The 19,812-nt window shown below is 45.8% G+C and carries 19 protein-coding genes; 6 read left to right on the top strand and 13 right to left on the bottom strand.

Annotated elements, in window-relative coordinates:
• Positions 1–64: 64 nt before the first annotated feature.
• The 6 genes from C7R73_RS09425 to C7R73_RS13770 form a co-directional block, all read right to left on the bottom strand.
• Positions 65–1,462 (bottom strand): TadA family conjugal transfer-associated ATPase, encoded by a 1,398-nt coding sequence (locus tag C7R73_RS09425; RefSeq protein ID WP_106450271.1) that lies wholly within the window; start codon positions 1,460–1,462, stop codon positions 65–67.
• Between the two features lie 38 nt (positions 1,463–1,500).
• A complete protein-coding gene (locus tag C7R73_RS09420; protein ID WP_106450270.1) occupies positions 1,501–2,676 on the bottom strand; it encodes a CpaE/TadZ family protein in 1,176 nt (391 codons plus the stop codon).
• A 26-nt stretch (positions 2,677–2,702) separates the two neighbouring features.
• On the bottom strand, positions 2,703–3,368 hold the full coding sequence (cpaB, locus tag C7R73_RS09415; protein WP_106450269.1) for a Flp pilus assembly protein CpaB: 666 nt from the start codon (positions 3,366–3,368) through the stop codon (positions 2,703–2,705).
• Between the two features lie 73 nt (positions 3,369–3,441).
• On the bottom strand, positions 3,442–3,834 hold the full coding sequence (locus C7R73_RS09410; protein ID WP_161525918.1) for a TadE/TadG family type IV pilus assembly protein: 393 nt from the start codon (positions 3,832–3,834) through the stop codon (positions 3,442–3,444).
• A 16-nt stretch (positions 3,835–3,850) separates the two neighbouring features.
• The gene (locus C7R73_RS09405; RefSeq protein WP_106450267.1) at positions 3,851–4,426 is read right to left on the bottom strand and encodes an A24 family peptidase; all 576 of its coding nucleotides are present in this window, start codon (positions 4,424–4,426) and stop codon (positions 3,851–3,853) included.
• Positions 4,427–4,570: 144 nt separating this feature from the next.
• Positions 4,571–4,738: a hypothetical protein gene (locus tag C7R73_RS13770; protein WP_192875256.1), complete on the bottom strand. Its 168-nt coding sequence runs from the start codon at positions 4,736–4,738 to the stop codon at positions 4,571–4,573.
• A gap of 732 nt (positions 4,739–5,470) precedes the next feature.
• On the opposite strand from C7R73_RS13770, the gene C7R73_RS09400 reads away from it, so the two are divergent.
• Entirely contained in the window at positions 5,471–6,031 is a 561-nt protein-coding gene (locus C7R73_RS09400; RefSeq protein WP_106450266.1) for a TetR/AcrR family transcriptional regulator, read from the top strand.
• Between the two features lie 101 nt (positions 6,032–6,132).
• On the opposite strand, the gene C7R73_RS09395 is transcribed toward C7R73_RS09400, so the two are convergent.
• The 3 genes from C7R73_RS09395 to C7R73_RS09385 are packed head-to-tail and all read right to left on the bottom strand — an operon-like array spanning position 6,133 to position 9,537.
• Complete coding sequence (locus tag C7R73_RS09395; RefSeq protein ID WP_106450265.1) at positions 6,133–6,585, bottom strand: SprT family protein; 453 nt, start codon at positions 6,583–6,585, stop codon at positions 6,133–6,135.
• Between the two features lie 14 nt (positions 6,586–6,599).
• Positions 6,600–8,777, bottom strand: a complete 2,178-nt coding sequence (locus tag C7R73_RS09390) for a Tex family protein (RefSeq protein ID WP_106450264.1) — start codon at positions 8,775–8,777, stop codon at positions 6,600–6,602.
• A gap of 52 nt (positions 8,778–8,829) precedes the next feature.
• On the bottom strand, positions 8,830–9,537 hold the full coding sequence (locus tag C7R73_RS09385) for a metallophosphoesterase family protein (protein WP_106450263.1): 708 nt from the start codon (positions 9,535–9,537) through the stop codon (positions 8,830–8,832).
• A gap of 340 nt (positions 9,538–9,877) precedes the next feature.
• Here C7R73_RS09385 and C7R73_RS09380 point away from each other — a divergent pair, with 340 nt between their 5' ends.
• The 3 genes from C7R73_RS09380 to C7R73_RS09370 all read left to right on the top strand — a co-directional run bounded on the left by C7R73_RS09380 (position 9,878) and on the right by C7R73_RS09370 (position 15,162).
• A complete protein-coding gene (locus tag C7R73_RS09380; protein ID WP_106450262.1) occupies positions 9,878–11,341 on the top strand; it encodes an NCS2 family permease in 1,464 nt (487 codons plus the stop codon).
• Between the two features lie 315 nt (positions 11,342–11,656).
• Positions 11,657–14,329 carry a cation-translocating P-type ATPase gene (locus C7R73_RS09375; protein ID WP_239992612.1) on the top strand — a complete coding sequence of 891 codons (2,673 nt, stop codon included), beginning with the start codon at positions 11,657–11,659 and terminating at the stop codon, positions 14,327–14,329.
• A gap of 347 nt (positions 14,330–14,676) precedes the next feature.
• Positions 14,677–15,162 (top strand): SRPBCC family protein, encoded by a 486-nt coding sequence (locus tag C7R73_RS09370; protein WP_161525917.1) that lies wholly within the window; start codon positions 14,677–14,679, stop codon positions 15,160–15,162.
• A gap of 65 nt (positions 15,163–15,227) precedes the next feature.
• Here C7R73_RS09370 and gorA read toward each other — a convergent pair whose 3' ends face one another.
• From gorA to C7R73_RS09350, 4 genes are all read right to left on the bottom strand, one after another.
• Positions 15,228–16,577 (bottom strand): glutathione-disulfide reductase, encoded by a 1,350-nt coding sequence (gene gorA / locus C7R73_RS09365; protein ID WP_106450259.1) that lies wholly within the window; start codon positions 16,575–16,577, stop codon positions 15,228–15,230.
• A 34-nt stretch (positions 16,578–16,611) separates the two neighbouring features.
• Positions 16,612–17,187: a dihydrolipoamide dehydrogenase gene (locus C7R73_RS09360; protein WP_106450258.1), complete on the bottom strand. Its 576-nt coding sequence runs from the start codon at positions 17,185–17,187 to the stop codon at positions 16,612–16,614.
• Positions 17,188–17,251: 64 nt separating this feature from the next.
• Entirely contained in the window at positions 17,252–17,815 is a 564-nt protein-coding gene (locus C7R73_RS09355; protein WP_106450257.1) for a chromate transporter, read from the bottom strand.
• Positions 17,812–18,390 carry a chromate transporter gene (locus C7R73_RS09350; RefSeq protein ID WP_239992611.1) on the bottom strand — a complete coding sequence of 193 codons (579 nt, stop codon included), beginning with the start codon at positions 18,388–18,390 and terminating at the stop codon, positions 17,812–17,814. The genes C7R73_RS09355 and C7R73_RS09350 overlap by 4 nt, the downstream gene beginning before the upstream one ends.
• A gap of 273 nt (positions 18,391–18,663) precedes the next feature.
• On the opposite strand from C7R73_RS09350, the gene C7R73_RS09345 reads away from it, so the two are divergent.
• A complete protein-coding gene (locus tag C7R73_RS09345; RefSeq protein WP_205076500.1) occupies positions 18,664–19,260 on the top strand; it encodes a DedA family protein in 597 nt (198 codons plus the stop codon).
• 148 nt (positions 19,261–19,408) lie between these two features.
• The gene (locus tag C7R73_RS09340; protein ID WP_106450255.1) at positions 19,409–19,738 is read left to right on the top strand and encodes an iron-sulfur cluster biosynthesis family protein; all 330 of its coding nucleotides are present in this window, start codon (positions 19,409–19,411) and stop codon (positions 19,736–19,738) included.
• Positions 19,739–19,812 lie beyond the last annotated feature (74 nt).

Genomic DNA, 19,812 nt, shown 5'->3' with positions numbered 1-19,812 from the left:
GTAAATGCTATAAACCGCAGACAGGACCGTAAAAAAAACGGAAATCAACATAATCGGCAACATATCAATTCCCCTTTCTGAACATATCCGAGTGGAAATTCGATGGCTTGAAAAGGATTGCTGATACATTCTCGCCGTGAGCTTTCAATTTCGGCAAAAAGCTTGGTGTTACCCCTGTTGCTTGGTGTCTTCCTCTGACTTTTCCCTTCTCATCGATTCCTTCTTGATTGAAGATAAAGATGTCCTGTAAGGTAACGGTATCTCCCTCCATACCGACAATTTCACTGACCTTAGATATTTTACGGGTCCCATCCAACATTCTTTCGATTTGGACAACCAAATTTATGGCTGAAGATACTTGTTCCCGAATCGCGCGGGATGGCAATTCGATTCCAGACATCATGACCATTGTCTCCAACCGTGACAAGCTATCACGAGGTGTATTGGCGTGCACGGTCGTTAACGAGCCATCATGCCCCGTATTCATCGCCTGCAGCATATCCAAAGCTTCTCCACCACGAACTTCACCAACAATAATGCGGTCTGGGCGCATACGCAAAGAGTTGACCACTAAATCCCTAATGGTTATCTTCCCTTTTCCTTCGATATTGGCCGGCCTAGATTCCAAAGTCACTACATGCGGTTGCTGCAACTGTACTTCCGCAGCATCTTCAATGGTGATGATCCGTTCATCATCCGGGATATAACCGGATAGGATGTTCAATAATGTGGTTTTCCCGCTTCCGGTCCCTCCAGAAACCAATACATTTGTGCGTCCTCTTACGCAGTGACGTAAGAATTGGGCAAGGTCAGCGCTTAGTGTTCCGAAAGAAATCAAATCATCAGCAGTGAAAGGGTCTTTCGCAAATTTCCGGATCGTTATGGATGGCCCTTTCACTGCCAGTGGTGGGATAATGACATTGACACGTGATCCGTCCGGCAAGCGTGCATCGACTAATGGAGAACTCTCATCAACACGTCTCCCCAACGGAGAGATGATCCTATCAATGATATGCATGACATGCTTGTCATCACGAAATTCGTTATCCGTCTGCTGAATTTTCCCTTCCCGCTCAACGAATATTTTTTTGGGGCCATTTACCATTACTTCCGTAACTGTAACGTCATTCAGCAAATCCGTAATCGGACCATAATGATAAACTTCATTCATTACGGTTAAATTCACGCGCTTTTTATCCGCAAAGGAAAGATGCCGTTTTTGTTCAAAAATGATGGTATTGATCACATCATTTATCTTCTCTTGCGTTCTCTTTTGTTGTGCAGAGAGGTCGTCCCCTGCTTTTGATTCGGGAATTTGATCAATGACGATCTGCAAAACCTCATAGGACAATTCGTCCAAATCACTGCGCCTTTTGGCGATAACATTCTGCCCCTCCAGATTTTCACCCAGTTCCTTGTTTTCAGAGGAGCCGAAATTTCCATATGCCTCGATATTCATCATTTTCTCACCCTCTTTAGATAGGTTGCTATATTTGATTTTTATGCTTTTAATGGTTCATCTTGTACAATCCTAAGGCAGAGTTTCTCAATATTCTTTGAAACTACATTTTTTGGATACTCCGATACCAAGGGGATTCCTCTATTTAAAGAAGACAGAACCTTTTGATAATCAAATCCGATTGCAGCGTCCACCTTTTTGTTCAGCGTGAGCTCGATGTCTTTCTGCTTGATGTCTCCCCGAATCTGCTCTTTGTTCAAGATGATCTTTACTTTCGATTGCGGGAAATTCAAATCCATCAACGTAGCCAACAATGCCTTCACGTTCCGTACGGAAGAAATTTCCGGTGTGGTAACAACCAAAAGTGTATCTGCCAAAGCCAACGCAGGCATCACCTTGTCCACGAAACGGGCAGGCATATCGACGACGATGTAGTCGAATGATTCCCGCAATGATTCCAAAATGATGCGGATGTGTTCCGCATTCATGTAATCATTCATTTGTTGCTGTAAGTTTGCCGGCAGTACTTTAATTCCTGATTCATGTGGCATCAGATAACTTTCAATTAAATCGCTGTCAATATTGCGAATATCATCAACTACGTCAGAAATAGTAAATTTTGGATAGAGATTCAAGGCCAATGCGGCATTGCCAAAATCGAGATCCAAATCGAGCAACACAACCCGAGCATCTTGTTTCTTTGCCAGAGAAGCCGCCAAGTTTATTGAAACAAAAGTCTTTCCTACGCCGCCTTTGGTACTGAATACGGTATACACTTGGCCAAGATCTCTTTTCCGAACTTTCTTGTTTACATTGTTGTTCTGTAGGGCCGCTTTCCTTTCACTCAGTTGATGGATCCGATAGATAGCACTTGCTACTTTTTCGGGTTCCAATGGTTTCACGAGCACATCCTTTGCGCCTGAAAAAAGGGCATTATGCATGGTCTCTTCAAGCAATTCACTTTCCAGCATAATAATTCCGAGGTCAGGATGAATGGCAGAAATTCTTTCTGCAAAAGCATAGCCTGCTCCGTTCACTCCAGCACCTAGTAGCATAATTTCAGCTGAAGATCTTTCCAGACTATCCCCTGCCGCGTCTTCATCGGTGTAATCTCCAATAACATTAACGTAATCGATATTTTTCAATATTCCCATGATGTTCTGACGATCAGACTCTGTGTCAGCCAAGAGTATTAGTTTCATTTTGTTCATTTTCATTCACCGCGCTTTCCTTAAATTCATGTTTACTCCACTATATTCGCGTCCACTGGATTTCGTAATGTAAAGTAAAGACTACCATTCAGCGATGCGTTGGCAATGACGTCTGCTTGTCCGGGCGAAACCAGAATGGTTATTGATGTAGGTACCCCTGTCTGCTCTCCTTCTACACCAGCTGCATAGGGCCCTTTTTCCAAGACTTCTATATTCTGAATTTTTTCGACTACTGGTAAATCTTCAGCAGAAGGATAGCGTGCTAAAATATCAATTTTATCTCCCGGCATGATATACCCTCCGATGCTGTCCACTTCTGTGGTTGGGACTGTGATTGCCCGCATATTTTCCGGCACCCGATAAGCTAATGGTCCAACTCCGGTATCCAAAACAATCCGTTCACTCAATATCTGTTCCCCTGCCACCAAATCAGTGGTAGTTGTTCCCCCTACAACATCGTCAATAGACGTCAGTGCATCCGGATGAACTGCATCCTCCGCGATTTCTTTTGTTTCCAGCATATCCGCGGTGACTTTGATGTGTCCCGGAATCGTGGTCAACGCCACCACGACAGTCTCCGTTTTTACTTTGTTTGCTTCACTCGCTGATGCCACTTGATTGAGGTATACATAGACTAATCCTGTCGTTAATACAGCCAAAAAAATAGTTATGATCCATACCCTTTTTTTGTTCTTCATTTCCTATCCACCCCTCGCTATTCAAATGTTTATATTTTAAAGCGTTCTCAAAATTTCCTTTACCTTATTCTGATCATTCAATCCTCATGACAACCGTTGATTCCAATTGCAAGGGATTCGGCAATCCAGGAATGAAACTGGGTATATATTCATAAATTACCGTCACTGATAATGCATCATCGGAAAGCACTGCAGCATCCGCTGAATAGCCGGAAGATATACCGACGTTAGCCATATATGTCGCTACATTACTTTCTGCTGCTGTGGCATAATCGGCTCCCTTTGGTAGAATCACACTTGATCTGGCGGCTTGTCTAGCAGCTTGTGTGGCCGTTATTTTTGCATTCAGGATCATTCCGGTTTCGGCCATGCTGAATACCAATAGCAATAAGAACGGTAACACAAAGATGAATTCCACCATTCCCTGCCCCTTATCGTTACTTCGCAGTTCCATTATTTTTTTCAAGAACATCACCCTCTTTTTATTTAAAAAATTGTATGCCTTGGCTATATGCAAACAACACCATTAGGGTACCACCAGCAATCGCTACGCCGTAAGGGATATATATTTTCTTGTATTCCTTGCCATTCTTGTAAAAGGTTTGTTCAGCTCTCATAAGCTGTTCACTATATCCCTTTTTTTGGATACTACGATTTAAAACTTGAACAAGAGCCAATAGTATCCCACTTAGTGTGTCACGCATCTTCCCGGTATAAACCAAGTAAACGAAAACCATCGCTCCGCCCACTAAAGCTGAATAAATGGCCGTCTCCAAAGAAAAACGCCATCCCATCAAAGCACCTATAGCCCCCATCAATTTCACGTCACCAGCCCCAATGCCACCCATGGCAAAAGGGATGAAGAAGATGGCGATCCCTGCCAACAATCCCAAGAAGCTATTTAATAACCCTGTCCATCCTCCATTAATTAAATTGAATAACAAGCCAACAATAATACCCATAAAGGTAATTTTGTTGGGTATCCGCCGTTCCTTGGCGTCAAATGCTGCGGATAGCGATACAAGTAACAATAGTAGCACGTTGTTTGCGGCCGCCATCTTTCTCAACTCCTTTGAAATTGAATGTGCTTCATTTTTACATTAATTTTCTTAAATAAACGGATATGATTGAGTATAAATTTTTTTTAGAAAAAGAGCCCGCTAGGATAGCGGGCTTGTTCTCTGAAAAGATTTACGAATTTGTTAATCAGCAGCAGTATTGATCAGATTCGTTAATCTTGTTTGAATTATTGCCCCTAAGCCGGAACCGCTAACTGCTACAGCAATAGCAACAACAACAGCGACAATCATTACATACTCAACCAAGCCTTGCCCTTCTTCTTCAGTGAACAATCTTCTCATGATTTCCATGATCTTTTCCTCCTCTTTCTATCCGTTTTGTATTTTATGCAATTGTTGTTTATGAGGCGATTTCCCTATACCCGTTTAATGGGAACTCGCTTCATTTAGCAACAACTCCATTTTTCAATAGATATAACTTCTCAGGTCATGCCTACTCAAAAATAGAGTTCAAGCCTACAAAAATAACATTTAGGCGACATTTAAAAGTTGTACAATTGATAAGAAACAGATTATACTCAAATAAATAGGAGTTAATTTTGAAGCACGTGTTTACTTTTTACCGTATACAAAAATAATCTTATGACTGGTAGGTACGGATTTTTCACTTACTAATAGTCGAATGTTTTTTGAATGTAATGGTGGCTATAACGTTGATGTTGAGCGATGATTCGTGGATGAATTATTTTCGTTGAATTGCATAGGAGAGAAACTAATTAGAAGATTTAAATAAAAACGTAACATGTTAAAGATGTTTGAATGAATTAAATATTTTAGATGAGGTAAATTAATGGAGTCCATTGCTGGACGGTTTTGGATGTAACCTATGTTGATCTTTAACCAGCTGTTTGGGTTATGCTAGCTTGGTTGAGGTGTGTTTTATTTATGCCTTTATTTTAATTCATTTGCTTTTTTATACAATCCACAGATTCAGCCTATTTGTGCAAAAAATGGACACTATACTAAATGTGTCGTTTTTATTGACATTACATAGAAGTTTATTGATTTTGAGGAGGGTTTTTCATGATAAATGAATCAAACAGCAGAAGCACACGGCGAACCAAGCATTTATTTAAAGATGCATTAATGCGTTTGTTGGAAACGGAAAGTTTTGCTTGTATCTCCGTAAAAGATATAGTGGAAACCGCCGAATACAACCGCACGACTTTTTATAACCATTACTACGATAAATACGATTTGCTCGATGATGTGACCAAAGATTTGTTGGATGGGTTGGCAGTTGCGGTAAAAATAAGCTTTAAGGATTTTCACAAAAGCCAACGCAGATCAATGAAAGTGTCTGATATAACCATTTTTGATTATGTCTATCAAAATCGACGTGCTATTTCCTTATGCTTTCAAAATGATGAACAAAGAAAACTCACTCTCAAAAGTTTGGATACCATCTACCAAAATCTAATGGAATCTTGGACACCACTTGTCAATTTATCAGAAAAACAACTATCCTCTGATGCAAGAATTCTCACTTATACATTGGCTGGAATCATTCATGGCTGGATCGAAGAAAATTTCATTACTCCTCCCAATGAAATTAGAGCATCGTTTGTAAACTATCATAATTAATCTTTTTAATGTCTAACACGCTCTTATTCAACTAACTTTATATATCAAAAAGCCCGGAGAATTTCAGATTCTCAGGGCTTTTAATATTGATTAATTGTTTATTAGATCTTCAACTTCAGTTTCCCCTTGCACTTCCCGCATACATACTTCTTCAGATCAATCCTTCTTTTCCTTGGATAAAGCTGTCCGCACGCACTACAACTGTAAAGCCATTTCGGTGGCGCAATAGTTCCGGTTTGGTGCAGATTCTTTACGAATCGGCTGCCGCCGCTTTCCTTCAATAGAGTCCGAAAGTCGGCATCGATATGCCGGTACCCTTTTCCTTCCAGATGCAGGTGATAATGGCAGAGCTCATGCTTCACGACCTTCTCCAGTTCTTCCGGCCCGTGTACTTCCAGCACCAAAGGATTGAAATCCAAGTTGTGGCTGTTGAGGTGGTAGCGCCCGCCCGTCGTGCGCAGGCGGCGGTTGAAGGTGGCACAGTGGCGGAACGGTTTCCGGAAAACAGTGTGTGAAATATGCTCCACCAATCGCTGCAGTTCTTGTTCGTTCATTTATTTGTTCCTCATTATTTTTGCGGTAGCATCGTCAAAGCAACACGGCCTTTGTTCGTGTCGACATTATCGACCCATACGGTCACGATATCGCCGACTGCGACCACATCGGATGGATGTTTGACAAAGCGGTTGCTGAGTTTGGAGATGTGAACCATGCCGTCCTGTTTGACGCCGATGTCGACGAAGGCGCCGAAGTCGACAACGTTGCGGACGGTTCCTTGCAGTTCCATGCCCGGTTTCAGGTCTTCCATCGACAGCACATCTTGGCGCAGCAATGGTTGGGCGATTTCGTCGCGAGGATCGCGGCCCGGTTTGGTCAGGCCGGCGATGATGTCCTGCAGCGTTTCTTTCCCTAGTCCGGTCACTTCGCGGGCTTTGGTGCGGTCCAGGGCGCCCAATGCTTCGCGGGCTTGTTCGGTGCCGATATCCTTAAGACTGAGCCCTGCCAGTGCCAACACTTCTTTGGCAGCCGGATAGGATTCCGGATGGATATCCGTGTTGTCGAGGATATTTTTGCCCCCGGCAATGCGCATGAAACCGACCGATTGTTCGAAAGCTTTCGGGCCAAGGCGTGGAACTTTCTTCAATTGTTGGCGACTATCGAAAGCTCCATTCTCTTCACGGAAAGCGACGATGTTGTTCGCGATTGTTTTGTTCAGGCCGGCGACGTGCTGCAACAATGGCGCACTGGCTGTGTTCAGATTGACGCCGACTTGGTTGACGGCGGTTTCGACGACGAAGTCCAGGCGTTCGCCCAGTTGTTTTTGGGAAACATCATGCTGGTATTGGCCGACACCGACCGATTTCGGATCGATCTTCACCAATTCTGCAAGTGGATCCTGTAGGCGGCGGGCGATGCTGACAGCACTGCGTTCTTCTACCTGGAAATCCGGGAATTCCTCACGAGCGATGTCACTTGCTGAGTAGACCGATGCCCCCGCTTCGTTGACGATGACGTAATAAACGGTTTCGGCGACTTGTTTGATCTGCTCGGAGACGAACAGTTCGGATTCACGGCTGGCGGTTCCGTTCCCGATGGCGACCATCTCCACTTTGTAGTCCGAAAGCATTTTGCGGAATGCCGGGCCGGCAGCGGCGCGTTTTTCTTGGTTGGCCGGTTTATGCGGATAAATGACGCTCTTCGCCAACACTTTTCCGGTTGCATCAACGATCGCCAATTTGCAGCCGGTACGGTAAGCCGGGTCCAATCCGAGCACAACTTTTCCTTTCAAAGGCGGCTGCAGCAACAAGTTGCGCAGATTGTCGCCGAAGACATCGATTGCTTGCGCATCGGCGGCCTCTGTCAATTCGTTGCGCAGTTCGCGTTCGATGGCCGGTCCGATGAAACGGCGGTAGCTGTCTTCATATGCGGCTTGCAGATAAGGTACGGCAATGCTTTTTGGATTCTTCACTACCTTTTTCGCCAAGTAAGCGAAGATTTTATCTTCGTCGGTCAGAACGGCGACCTTGAGGATGCCAGTTTTTTCACCGCGGTTCATGGCCAGCACGCGATGCGAAACGAGCGAGGAAATGCCTTGGGAAAACTGGTAGTACATTTCATATACGCCTTTTTCATCCTTATCTGTATCCTTGGCGGTGCTGACGATCTGGCCGTTTTTGCGCGTGAACTCGCGGATATGTTCGCGGTAAGCCGGTTCGTCGCTGATGATTTCGGCGATGATTTCATGGGCTCCGGTCAAAACGTCTTCTATAGTAGAAAGTTCCATTTCCTCATTAAGGAATTCCTTGGCCTTCGTCTCGACGGATCCGTTCATTGGTCCGCTTAATAGCCACTCGGCAAACGGAGCCAGTCCTTTTTCGCGGGCGATCGCCGCTTTCGTGCGGCGCTTTTGTTTGTAGGGGCGGTACAGATCCTCGACGCGTTGCATCTTGTCGGCACGCTCGATGTCGGCGCGCAGTTTAGGTGTTAATTTGCCTTGTTCCTCGATGATGCGGATGACTTCTTCCTTGCGCTTGTGCAAGTTTGTCGCGTACTGGTGGCGTTCCTCTATTTGACGGATTTCGACCTCATCGAGAGAACCTGTCACTTCCTTCCGGTAGCGCGCGATGAACGGGACGGTGTTGCCCTCTTCCAATAGTTGCAGTACTTTCTCGATCTGTGCGGGTCTGAATTGGTTCAGCTCGGCTTTCACCAAGTCCATAACGATTTGTTGTGCTGTTTCTGTCATGTTATTAACTACTCCTGCCTTTCAAAATAAAACTGCCGTTTCGGCACCTTCATCATTTCTGTATAATATGGTCCTCTTTCAGACCATTTTTGTCAAACACGACGCCGTGCAGCGAACCGCCGTAGACGGCTCCGCCATCGATACCGATTTTATCGTCCGAAATCCAAAGATCCGAACGGTCGTTGTCGCCGTGCAGGTAAAAGGTCGGGGTATGCCCGAACACGATCGTTTTACCGGTGCGGTTCTTCTTTTTGTGGAACGGTTCGCGGATCCAGAGAAAGTCCTCCTCGGTGCTGTCGTGCCAATCCTTCTTGCCCAGATCGACGCCGGCATGGACGAACACGTATTGCTCCCATTCATAGTACAAAGGAAGCTCCGCCAAAAAAGCGAACAGATTCTTGTAGTAGTGTTTCATCATCAAGGCGATTTCGGTAGGCGAATACTCCTCGTTGATGCGCTCATGCAGGAAACTTTCCAGAGTACCCAGACCGCCGTTCAGGAAATAGTTGCCCGCGAATTCCTCCGGCTTTCCGATGAAACGCAACAGCATGTCCTCATGGTTACCCTTCAGATAGATGGCACCGTACTTTTCCACCAGTTCCTTCGCCAGCAGAAAACACGCTTTCGAATTTTCGCCACGGTCCCCCAGATCGCCGATAAAAATCAGCTGTTGCTTCTCCCGGTCCCACTTTTCCAATAATTTTTTCAGTAAGGTGATTTCCCCATGGACATCGCCCACCACAAACACTTCTTCTTTCATGCTCAACACCTTCTTACTTTCAGACTGTTTCGCTCTTTCCCATTTTAGCATATCACCCGCTTTCCTGCTCAGGCAGATTTACAAAAAAAAAGGCCATAATTTCCCGAAATACTAACGTTAGGATGTAATGATAGCATTTTTTATGCGCTTTCATTACCAATTCGATCAAATCACGAACATTAAAGTGATAAAATGATTAAATCATTCACTTATTTATTGCAAGCTTTTGTGTGATTGGTTATAATAGTCGAGTGGTAAGCAAGGAAAGCATCTGAAATCATTTATTGTTACTGTTTCCTGTCGCTGCCGAAAAAAAATTCAGATGGGAGATCTTTTCAAAATGGAAAATTTCTTTAAACTCAAAGAACACGGAACAACAGTTTCCACAGAAGTTGTTGCGGGGATCACAACTTTCTTCGCAATGTCGTATATCATTTTCGTCAATCCGGCAATCCTTTCTTTATCAGGGATGCCTAGCCAAGCAGTCTTCTTGGCAACTATCATTTCCGCTGCAGTCAGCACATTGGTGATGGGTCTTTTCGCTAACGTACCTTATGCTTTGGCACCGGGTATGGGCTTGAACGCTTTCTTCACTTTCACTGTCGTCTTCTCACTTGGTTTCACTTGGCAACAAGCTTTGGCTATGGTATTCATCTGTGGGATGGTCAACGTTCTGATCACAGTAACAAAAATCAGAAAAATGATCATCAAATCGATTCCTGAAAGCCTGCAGCACGCAATCAGCGGCGGTATCGGCATCTTCATCGCTTATATCGGGATCAAAAACGCCGGCTTTTTGGAATTCACTTCCGACGCCAGCTCCATCACTGCAATCAATGGCGCTCCTTACGACGCAACTGCTGAGACTTTCACTGGCGGTGTAGGAACAGTCATGACTGGCGGCGGCATCGTCCCTGCCTTGGTCAATTTCACGCAAATGCCTGCTTTATTGGCTTTGATCGGTTTGGTCATTACGGCTGTACTGATGGTCAAAAATGTCCGCGGTGCGATCCTTATCGGTATCGTTGCGACTACTCTGTTGGGTATCCCGATGGGTGTTGTTGATATTTCAACCGCAAGTCTGGAAGCAAACTCGCTTGCAACTGCTGTTTCGGAATTAGGCGTAACATTCGGTGCTGCATTCGGTTCAGAAGGTCTTTTGTCCTTGTTCTCCGATGTTTCCCAATTGCCTTTAGTATTGATGACTATCTTCGCATTCAGCCTTTCTGACACTTTCGATACGATCGGTACATTCATCGGAACGGGCCGTCGTACTGGCATCTTCTCTGAAGAAGATGAAAAAGCGCTTGAAGAAGGATCCGGATTCAGTTCGAAAATGGATAAAGCTTTGTTCGCCGATTCAATCGGTACGGTTATCGGTTCAATCTTCGGTACTTCCAATACTACTACTTACGTAGAAAGTGCTGCGGGTATCGGTGCTGGCGGACGTACGGGTTTGACTGCGGTTGTCGTTGCCGGTATGTTCATCATCAGTGCATTCTTCGCACCTCTGATCGGTGTCGTTCCTGCTGCCGCAACAGCTCCAGCTTTGATCCTTGTTGGTATTTTGATGATGGGATCATTCACGGAAATCAACTGGCATGATCTGGAAGATGCCATCCCGGCTTTCTTCGCATCCATCTTCATGGGTCTTTCTTACAGCATTTCTTATGGTATCGCAGCTGGATTCTTCTTCTACTGCATCGTGAAAGTCGTAAAAGGAAAAGCGTACGAAATCCACCCGATCGTGTGGTTCTCTTCGGCATTATTCCTGGCTAACTTCATCATCTTGGCATTGATTTAATGATACTGGACACATTTCCGATTGATCGGAAATGTGTCCATTTTTTTAAATGTTTTCGTTTTCGGCAATAAATTGTTGCGATTACATGATTTTGTCGATATAATAAGTCCGAGTGTTAAACTGAATATCTCCATAGGGGAGTAACTAGCAGTACAAGGCTGTGGTAACGTCAACAATAAGTAGAGTAATCCTATCTGCTGGTGTTACCTTAAATAGTGAGACTTATGCATACAGTGTTGTCTGACAGACAATTTTATGCATAGGTCTCTTTTCATTTTAACACTACTACATTCAGGTCAAGAGAGGGGAAATACTGTGTCAAAAGAACAACTGAATAAAGCATTCTTCGCGCAAACGGAAGAGGAAGTCTTAGCAGAACTTAATTCGACCAGAGGTGGACTTACGAAAGAGGAAGCCGCGAAGAGATTGGCTGAGTATGGCGAGAACGTATTAGAAGCAGGTGAAAAACGCACCACTTTGCAAAAATTCTTGGATCAATTCAAGGATTTCATGATTCTCGTTCTATTAGCTGCAGCTATCATTTCTGGTACTATCGGTCATGAAATCGCTGACGCTATCATCATCTTAGCTGTTGTTATCATCAACGCATTCCTAGGTGTCTTCCAAGAAAACAAGGCAGAGGAAGCAATTGAAGCTTTGAAGAAAATGGCTTCACCTCTTGCCAACGTTAAACGTAGTGGAGAAGTCATCCAAGTCAAGTCAGAATTACTTGTGCCTGGTGACATCATCGTATTGGAAGCCGGAGATGTTGTTCCTGCAGATATCCGCCTTTACGAAGTAAATTCGCTTAAAGTTGAAGAAGCTGCTTTGACTGGTGAGTCCGTACCAGTCGAAAAAGACTTGCGCGACGTTGAAACCGATGCTGCTTTGGGTGACCGCAAGAACATGGCGTTCTCAAGCACTAACGTAACTTATGGCCGTGCAGAAGGTGTCGTCGTCCTTACAGGGATGAACACAGAAGTCGGACATATCGCGAACATGCTGCAAAACGCTGAAGAGAAGAAAACGCCATTACAAATCAACCAAGATCAAATGGGTAAATCTTTGACTATTCTGATTTTGGTCATCGCTGTATTGATGTTCATCATCGGATTCGGTTTCAATGGCCGCCCTTGGTTGGATATGTTGATGGTTTCCATCTCCGTAGCCGTAGCAGCTATTCCTGAAGGTTTGCCTGCCATCACTACAATCATCTTGGCGTTGGGTACGCAAAAAATGGCAAGCAGAAATGCGCTTGTCCGTAAATTGCCTGCTGTTGAAACATTGGGCGGTACCGAAGTCATCTGTTCCGACAAAACCGGTACATTGACTCAAAACAAAATGACGATCGAAAAAGTTTACTACGATGGCCAAGTCCACGATGCCGATGAAAACATCGACTTGGAATTGCCTGTCATGAAGATCATGAACTTGGCGAATGACACAAAAATCGCAAACGACAAATCATTGATCGGTGACCCTACCGAAACAGCAATGGTTCAATATGGTTTGGAAAAAGGTTTCGACCTTTCCGCTAAATTGGTTGACATGCCGCGTGTTGCTGAAGTTCCTTTTGAATCAGACCGTAAATTGATGTCAACGATCCACCCTGAAGGAAATCAATTCATGATCGCAACAAAAGGCGCTCCTGATGAATTGTTGAAACGTTGCACGCACATCATCAAAGCAGGCGTCATTTCACCGATCACAGATGCTGACAGAAACGCAATCCTGGACACAAACCACAGCTTGGCTATCCAAGCATTGCGCGTATTGGCGATGGCATTCAAAAATGTCGCAGCTGTACCTGCAAAAATGACGACTGAAGAAGTAGAAACTGATTTGGTCTTTGCCGGTCTGATCGGTATGATCGACCCTGAGCGTCCGGAAGCAAAAGAAGCGATCGCTCAAGCCCAAAAAGCTGGTATCCGTACTGTCATGATCACGGGTGACCACAGAGACACTGCTTCTGCTATCGCAACGCGTTTAGGCATTTTGAATGAGAACTCTTCTGCTAAAGCCGTCATCACGGGTGCTGAATTGAATGATATCTCTGATGATGATTTCTTGCGCACGGTTCAAAACTACTCTGTATACGCTCGTGTTTCTCCTGAACATAAAGTACGTATCGTTAAAGCTTGGCAAGACCAAGGTAAAGTTGTTGCCATGACTGGTGACGGCGTAAACGATGCACCATCATTGAAACAAGCTGACATCGGTATCGGTATGGGTATCACAGGTACGGAAGTATCTAAAGGCGCTTCCGATATGGTATTGGCTGATGACAACTTCGCAACAATCGTTCACGCGGTTGAAGAAGGACGTAAAGTTTTCGCAAACATTCAAAAAGCGGTTCAATACTTGCTTTCCGCTAACTTGGGTGAAGTATTGACGTTGTTCATCGCAACTGTTTTGGGATGGCAAATCCTTGAACCAATCCACTTGCTGTGGATCAACTTGGTTACGGACGTATTCCCCGCTATCGCATTAGGTTTGGAAGAAGCTGAGAAAGATGTTATGGAACAAGCACCTCGTGGCCGTTCTTCCAACTTCTTCTCGAACGGCGTATTCGCCAGCATGATCTACCAAGGTATCTATGAAGGTGCCATCACGTTGTTCGTATTCTGGTTGGCAACTGGCTACTATGGTTATGAACTGCACATCGGTGAAGCAATGGCCTTCTTGACATTAGGATTCATCCAATTGTCACATGCCTTCAACTGTAAGTCAGTCTTCAAATCATTGTTCTCGGTCAACCCGTTCGGAAACAAAATGTTCAACTACGCAATCCTGCTTTCCTTAGCATTGATGCTGATGGTAGCATTCACACCTGGATTGAACACAATCTTCGGTATCTACGACATGACTGGTCAACAATGGATGATCGTCGTCGCAGCTGCATTGTCAGTAATCCCATTCGTTGAGATTATGAAAGCAATCTTGCGCGGTATCGGATACGACAAAAAAGTGAACCAAATCAAAGAATAATATATGAATGTGAAAAACCCCGTCGCAACTTTGTTGCGGCGGGGTTTTTCTTTGTAGTTTGGTGATATGGGTTTCCGGACGTGGTCGGGTTCCAAACAGAACAACAAAATACAAAACTCTAATGATGTTACCTAGGCGGGCTCGCCCGCGTGGTTTTCTGCATACACTGGTCTACTTTCGCTGGCTTTTCTTTCAATCAGAGTGCATTGGGCTGGTTCGGATGGATTCTTCAGACTTTCGATTACCAAATATCAAATCAGTCAATTACGAGCGCTAAGAGTAGGCGCTCCCGACACAAATCAGTTAAAATGAATATACACGCCACAACATCGGAAAGGACTGGAAGAATGTACGCAACAATCAAAAAACAAAATGAATCAACGATCGCCGAATTCAACAGAACCATCCCCCACCCGATTGAATCCGTCTGGCGGATGCTAACGGTCAACGAGCAGCTGCAAAAATGGTTCCCACAACTGGAAATCGAGCAGTTGCGGCCTGACGGAAAAATCAGATTTGACTTCGGAAACGGGTCCTACGAAGAGATGACGATACTTGAAGTATCCGAACCGACCAACTTTGCCTTCAGCTGGGATAAAAACACCATGCGCTTTGAATTGTCCGAGAAAGTTGATGGACAGACCGCACTGAAGCTCAGCGAAGACATCATAGTGGTTAACCCACATACTCCCAGGGATATCGCCGGCTGGCACACTTGCCTGGATAACATCGCTGCTATTCTGGACGGAATCCCAGTTAAGGCTGGTCCTGCGGAGAATTGGGACGACCTTTATCAGTATTACAAAAAAGAATTCGAACCCCTATCCGAATAATAGAAAAAGAAACCTACTGATCGGCACTCTTGTGGTGTGCCAAACAGTAGGTTTCTTTACTTTGTCTATCTCATGGTCACAAATTCTTCCGCTCCAGTGGGATGGATGGCTACGGTGTTGTCGAAGTCGGCTTTGGTGGCGCCCATTTTGATGGCTACCGCGAAGCCTTGGATCATTTCATCGACGCCGTAGCCGATGCCGTGGAGTCCGATAACTTGTTCGTTTTCCCCTGCACAGACCAGTTTCATCTTCACAAGCTGACGATGGGCTGTAACGGCCGTGTACATCGATGCAAAGGTGGACTTGTATACTTTCACTTGATCCGCACCAAACTTCACTACAGCGTCTTTTTCGCTCAATCCGATGCTGCCGATTGGCGGGTGGCTGAAGATCACGGTCGGGATGTTATCGTAGTCCAGTTTTTCGTTCGGCTTGTTGTTGAACAACCTTTCAGAAAGTCTGCGGCCGGCTGCAATCGCAACAGGTGTCAGCATGTTCTTGCCGGTCACGTCGCCAACTGCATAAATGCCGTCGACTGAGCTGTTCTCGTATTCGTCGACGATGATGAATTTTTTGTCGCTGACCTTCACATCAGTCGCTTCGATGTTGAGCCCGTCGATGTTGGCAGTCCGGCCGATCGCCCAGATGATTTTGTCGAAAACTTCCGATCTGCCGTCCTCGAGATGCAGCGTCAAAGTACCATCCGCATTCTTTTCCACAGATTTTGAGACAGCGTGCGTGTGCAATGTCGGTCCGTCATTTTCGATTTCCTGCATCAGGCCTTCGATGATGCTGTCATCGTATTTGCGCAGCGGAGTATCATAGCGGACATACAGATGCGTGTCCACGCCCAGATTATGCAGGACACCGGCCAATTCGATGGCGATGTAGCCCGCACCGACTACCGCGACTTTGCCCGGCAATTCGGTCCATTCGAAGAACGTATCGGAAACGTCCCCGAGTTTAGCACCGTGAATCCGTGGACGGATCGGTTTCGCGCCGGTCGCAATCAGGATATGTTTGGAGCGGATCAGTTCCCCGTTCACTTCAACTGTATGGTTGTCGACGAATTTGGCGAAGCCTTCAATCACATCGACATTGCGGCGTTCGAAGCCTGCTTGATAGGAGTTGCGGGAACGCTCGACGTAGGCATCCCGGTTCTTCAATAAGGTCGGGAAGTCGATTTTATGCGCGCCTGTAGCGAACCCGTAATCCGGTCCGTATTTGTGGATCGCCTCGGATATTTGGGACGCATACCACATGATTTTTTTCGGTACGCAACCGATGTTCACGCAGGTTCCTCCCAATAAATTTCCTTCAATAACAGCTGTTTTGGCACCATATTCTGCCGCACGGTTCATCGTGGCGATACCGCCGCTGCCGCCTCCGATGGCGATAAAATCATATTCCCTCATCATGTTCCTCCCAATAATATCTATATATTCTTATTTATTTTTTCTCTCTTTCTTCCAACCAGACACAACCGATCGTCTGCGATGCCGGCAATATGGCCTGATAACGGCCATGGTTATCGTAAGCTTTATAGTAAAGCTTTCCGTCTTCGTTGTAGCCGTAAGCATAGACGACTACCCAATGGTTCTTGTACTTGCTGTTGAACAGCCGTGTCGTCCCCACTATGACAGGCACCGGATCCGGACGATCCAACAGCGACGGAACGATTTTTTCCGTGATGAGGCCCGATTTTACGGTCCAGTCCGGAATATCCGCCAGCAAGGATTTCAATCCGTGCTGCACATCCCAAAAGAAGGTCCCTTTGTAGGGCAGAAATTCGTCAACGACCGTCAGCAAGCCTGCCAACAAGGTATCTTTATCAAGTGAATGCTTATATTTATGCAGAACCGCATCATGCACCAACACGGCGCTGCAATAGGTCCCGCAGATCCCCGGACTGCCGCTGTTGATCCAGCTGCGGTACTTCGCGAAGCGTGATGGTTTCAGACCGTGCCACTTCTTCGGCACATTCTTTTTGGCCTGAAGCTCTTTATCTGTATGATTTGACGTCATGACAATTTCCTTTCTAAAATGAATCTAAATGAAGCGAATGTGCTGTCTTTCATTATACACCGTGTCAGCTGAATAAATGGAAGAGGATGCTCACGGCTCCCGAGGCCAGTATCAGCCAGATCGAATCGATTTTCGTGGTCCGGAGCGCATACAGGGCCGCGAGGAAAATGGCAACCGCAAGGAAATTGACGGTGATCCCGCCGATCGCTGTCCCGCCGGATTGGAATAAGGCAGCCACAAAGAGCGCCAGTCCCGCCGCGGCAATCAAAGCCACTACAGCCGGACGGAGCCCGCCGAGTATTCCCTGCATGATTTTGATGTCACGGTACTTATAGTAGGCCCATGCCAGAATCAGCGAGAGGATGATCGAAGGTGTGACCGTACCAAGCGTCGCGATGATTGCTCCGCCAAAACCGCCCACTTTTGTCCCGACGAAAGTCGCCGAATTGATGGCGATCGGACCCGGGGTGATCTGCGAAATCGTGATGATGTCTGTGTATTCCTGCATCGTCAGCCAGCCTTGGTTCACGACGATTTCATTCCGGATCAGCGGTAAGGATGCATATCCCCCGCCGATCGTGAACAGCCCGATTTGGAAGAAGGACCAGAATAATTGCAAATAAATCATTTGATCGCCCCTTTCTTCTCATGGTAGCTCAGATTGATGAAACCGATCAGTCCGGCCAAGAAAATGATCAGGACGACATGGACATCAAAAAAGTAAGAAGCGATGAATGCTGCAATCAACAGCACTGTGTTGATGATGTCCCTTTGTTTGACGACGCCGCTGACCATGCCGATGACGACATTGACGATGACTGCCGCCACACCGGCCTGCATCCCGATCATCAAAGCATCCACGATCGGATTTTCGCGGAAATTCATGTAAAAATAGGAAATGAGCGTGATGATGATAAGCGGCGGTGTTACCGTCCCGAAGACCGTCACCAATGCCCCCAGCAATCCCGCCATCCGGTAGCCGACCAAAATGGACGTGTTGACGGCGATCGCACCCGGCGCGGACTGCCCCAAAGCCACCAGGTCCAACATTTCGTCCGAATCGATCCATTTGAGTTCTTCCACGAATTTCTTTTGCATCAACGGCACGATGACGTACCCGCCGCCGAAGGTAAATGCACTCAGCACAAACGTTGATTTGAACAGCATCCAAAACAAGCGGCCTGACTTTTCTTTATTAACCAAAGACTCTCCCCACCTCTTCAATGTTTTCAACCCATATACCTTTGATTCTACCAAAATTGCCAATCGATGTAAAAAGAACGATTCGACAAATGCGCGTCGGAACTGATCGTGGTCATGATGCTGCCGGCTTACTTCTGATAGGATTTTCTTAAGATTGTTCAAAATAAATTGAAAATGCTGATGCTTCGTGTATAGTTAGATTAGAACATTAGAATAATATAGAACTATTTTTTGGAGGAGTGAATCACTATCGAAGCTTGGATTCAAAGTATAATGGAGCAATTTGGCTACTTCGGTGTAGCATTTTTGATTATGATCGAAAATCTTTTTCCGCCGATCCCTTCTGAAGTCATCTTGACTTTTGGCGGTTTTATGACAACCACCACGGAGCTCAACATCCCCTTGATGATCGTCGCCGCCACAATCGGTGCAGTAGTCGGGGCCGCGATACTTTACGGTGTCGGTACCCTTTTGGATGTCGAAAGACTGGATAAGATCGTCGACAAGTACGGCAACCTTCTGCGCATCACGCATGCTGATATCCACAAAGCGGATTCCTGGTTCGACCGCTACGGCTTCTGGACGGTTTTCTTTTGCCGCTTTGTGCCATTGATCCGGAGCTTGATCTCTTTACCAGCCGGGATGGCGAACATGAACTTCGGCCTTTTCCTTCTGTTCACGACTATCGGTACCGTCATCTGGAATACTGTCCTGATTTATTTGGGAGCGGCTGTCGGCTCGCAGTGGGAAACGATCGTCCATTACATGGACATCTATTCCAATATCGCTTACGTCATTATCGCAATTGTTGGAATCGCCGTCATCGTTTGGTATATCCGCAAACGAAAACAGCCTATTAAAGCAGATTAACTAGAAAAGTCATCATCCACTCGGAAGATGGCTTTTCTTGTTTTTTGGGCGATATGTCGTATACTTATAGTAAGAAAACAGAACCGGATAGGCAGTTTCCCCGAACGGTCACTTGCGGTTAATATACAGAAAGAAAGGGATAGAAATTATGAAATTCACATTTACCGATTCCGCCATCGCGGAGATCCAAAAACGCTACGAACTCAAGGACATCAGCCTGTTCTATGCGGTCGGCGAAGATTGCGGCTGCCCTTCCACCGGTATTTTCATGCTGAAAGTCAAGGATGCCGGAATGGCGGAATACGATGCCGTGATCGAAACGAACATCGGACCAGTGCCTGCCCAAAAATGGGCTTTGGTTTTCCTAGACAGCGACAATGTCGTGGATTTTAATGAGCGTCTGCGAGCCTTCCAACTGAAAAGCGAGCGCGGCTTCCTGAACATGAACCTGTTGCTGGAGCAGACTGTCGCACAGTAAGCAGCACACAGATAACAAACAGCCCCCGCCGATCCATTAATCAATGGATAAGCGGGGGCTGTTCTTTTTATGGA

This window comes from Trichococcus alkaliphilus (assembly GCF_003008695.1).
In the GTDB taxonomy this organism is placed as follows: Bacteria; Bacillota; Bacilli; order Lactobacillales; family Aerococcaceae; genus Trichococcus; species Trichococcus alkaliphilus.
The sequence above is the reverse complement of the archived record's forward strand: the minus strand, read 5'-3'. Positions and strand labels throughout refer to the sequence as shown.

Excerpts from the sequence above, each read along its gene's own strand:
- C7R73_RS09380 (WP_106450262.1), top strand. The coding sequence starts at position 9,878 with ATGGAAAATTTCTTTAAACTCAAAGAACACGGAACAACAGTTTCCACA.
- C7R73_RS09360 (WP_106450258.1), bottom strand. The coding sequence starts at position 17,187 with ATGACGTCAAATCATACAGATAAAGAGCTTCAGGCCAAAAAGAATGTG.
- C7R73_RS09340 (WP_106450255.1), top strand. The coding sequence starts at position 19,409 with ATGAAATTCACATTTACCGATTCCGCCATCGCGGAGATCCAAAAACGC.
- C7R73_RS13770 (WP_192875256.1), bottom strand. The coding sequence starts at position 4,738 with ATGGAAATCATGAGAAGATTGTTCACTGAAGAAGAAGGGCAAGGCTTG.
- C7R73_RS09385 (WP_106450263.1), bottom strand. The coding sequence starts at position 9,537 with ATGAAAGAAGAAGTGTTTGTGGTGGGCGATGTCCATGGGGAAATCACC.
- C7R73_RS09400 (WP_106450266.1), top strand. The coding sequence starts at position 5,471 with ATGATAAATGAATCAAACAGCAGAAGCACACGGCGAACCAAGCATTTA.
- cpaB (WP_106450269.1), bottom strand. The coding sequence starts at position 3,368 with ATGAAGAACAAAAAAAGGGTATGGATCATAACTATTTTTTTGGCTGTA.
- gorA (WP_106450259.1), bottom strand. The coding sequence starts at position 16,577 with ATGAGGGAATATGATTTTATCGCCATCGGAGGCGGCAGCGGCGGTATC.
- C7R73_RS09405 (WP_106450267.1), bottom strand. The coding sequence starts at position 4,426 with ATGGCGGCCGCAAACAACGTGCTACTATTGTTACTTGTATCGCTATCC.
- C7R73_RS09395 (WP_106450265.1), bottom strand. The coding sequence starts at position 6,585 with ATGAACGAACAAGAACTGCAGCGATTGGTGGAGCATATTTCACACACT.
- C7R73_RS09345 (WP_205076500.1), top strand. The coding sequence starts at position 18,664 with ATGGAGCAATTTGGCTACTTCGGTGTAGCATTTTTGATTATGATCGAA.
- C7R73_RS09355 (WP_106450257.1), bottom strand. The coding sequence starts at position 17,815 with ATGATTTATTTGCAATTATTCTGGTCCTTCTTCCAAATCGGGCTGTTC.
- C7R73_RS09370 (WP_161525917.1), top strand. The coding sequence starts at position 14,677 with ATGTACGCAACAATCAAAAAACAAAATGAATCAACGATCGCCGAATTC.
- C7R73_RS09425 (WP_106450271.1), bottom strand. The coding sequence starts at position 1,462 with ATGATGAATATCGAGGCATATGGAAATTTCGGCTCCTCTGAAAACAAG.
- C7R73_RS09420 (WP_106450270.1), bottom strand. The coding sequence starts at position 2,676 with ATGAAAATGAACAAAATGAAACTAATACTCTTGGCTGACACAGAGTCT.
- C7R73_RS09390 (WP_106450264.1), bottom strand. The coding sequence starts at position 8,777 with ATGACAGAAACAGCACAACAAATCGTTATGGACTTGGTGAAAGCCGAG.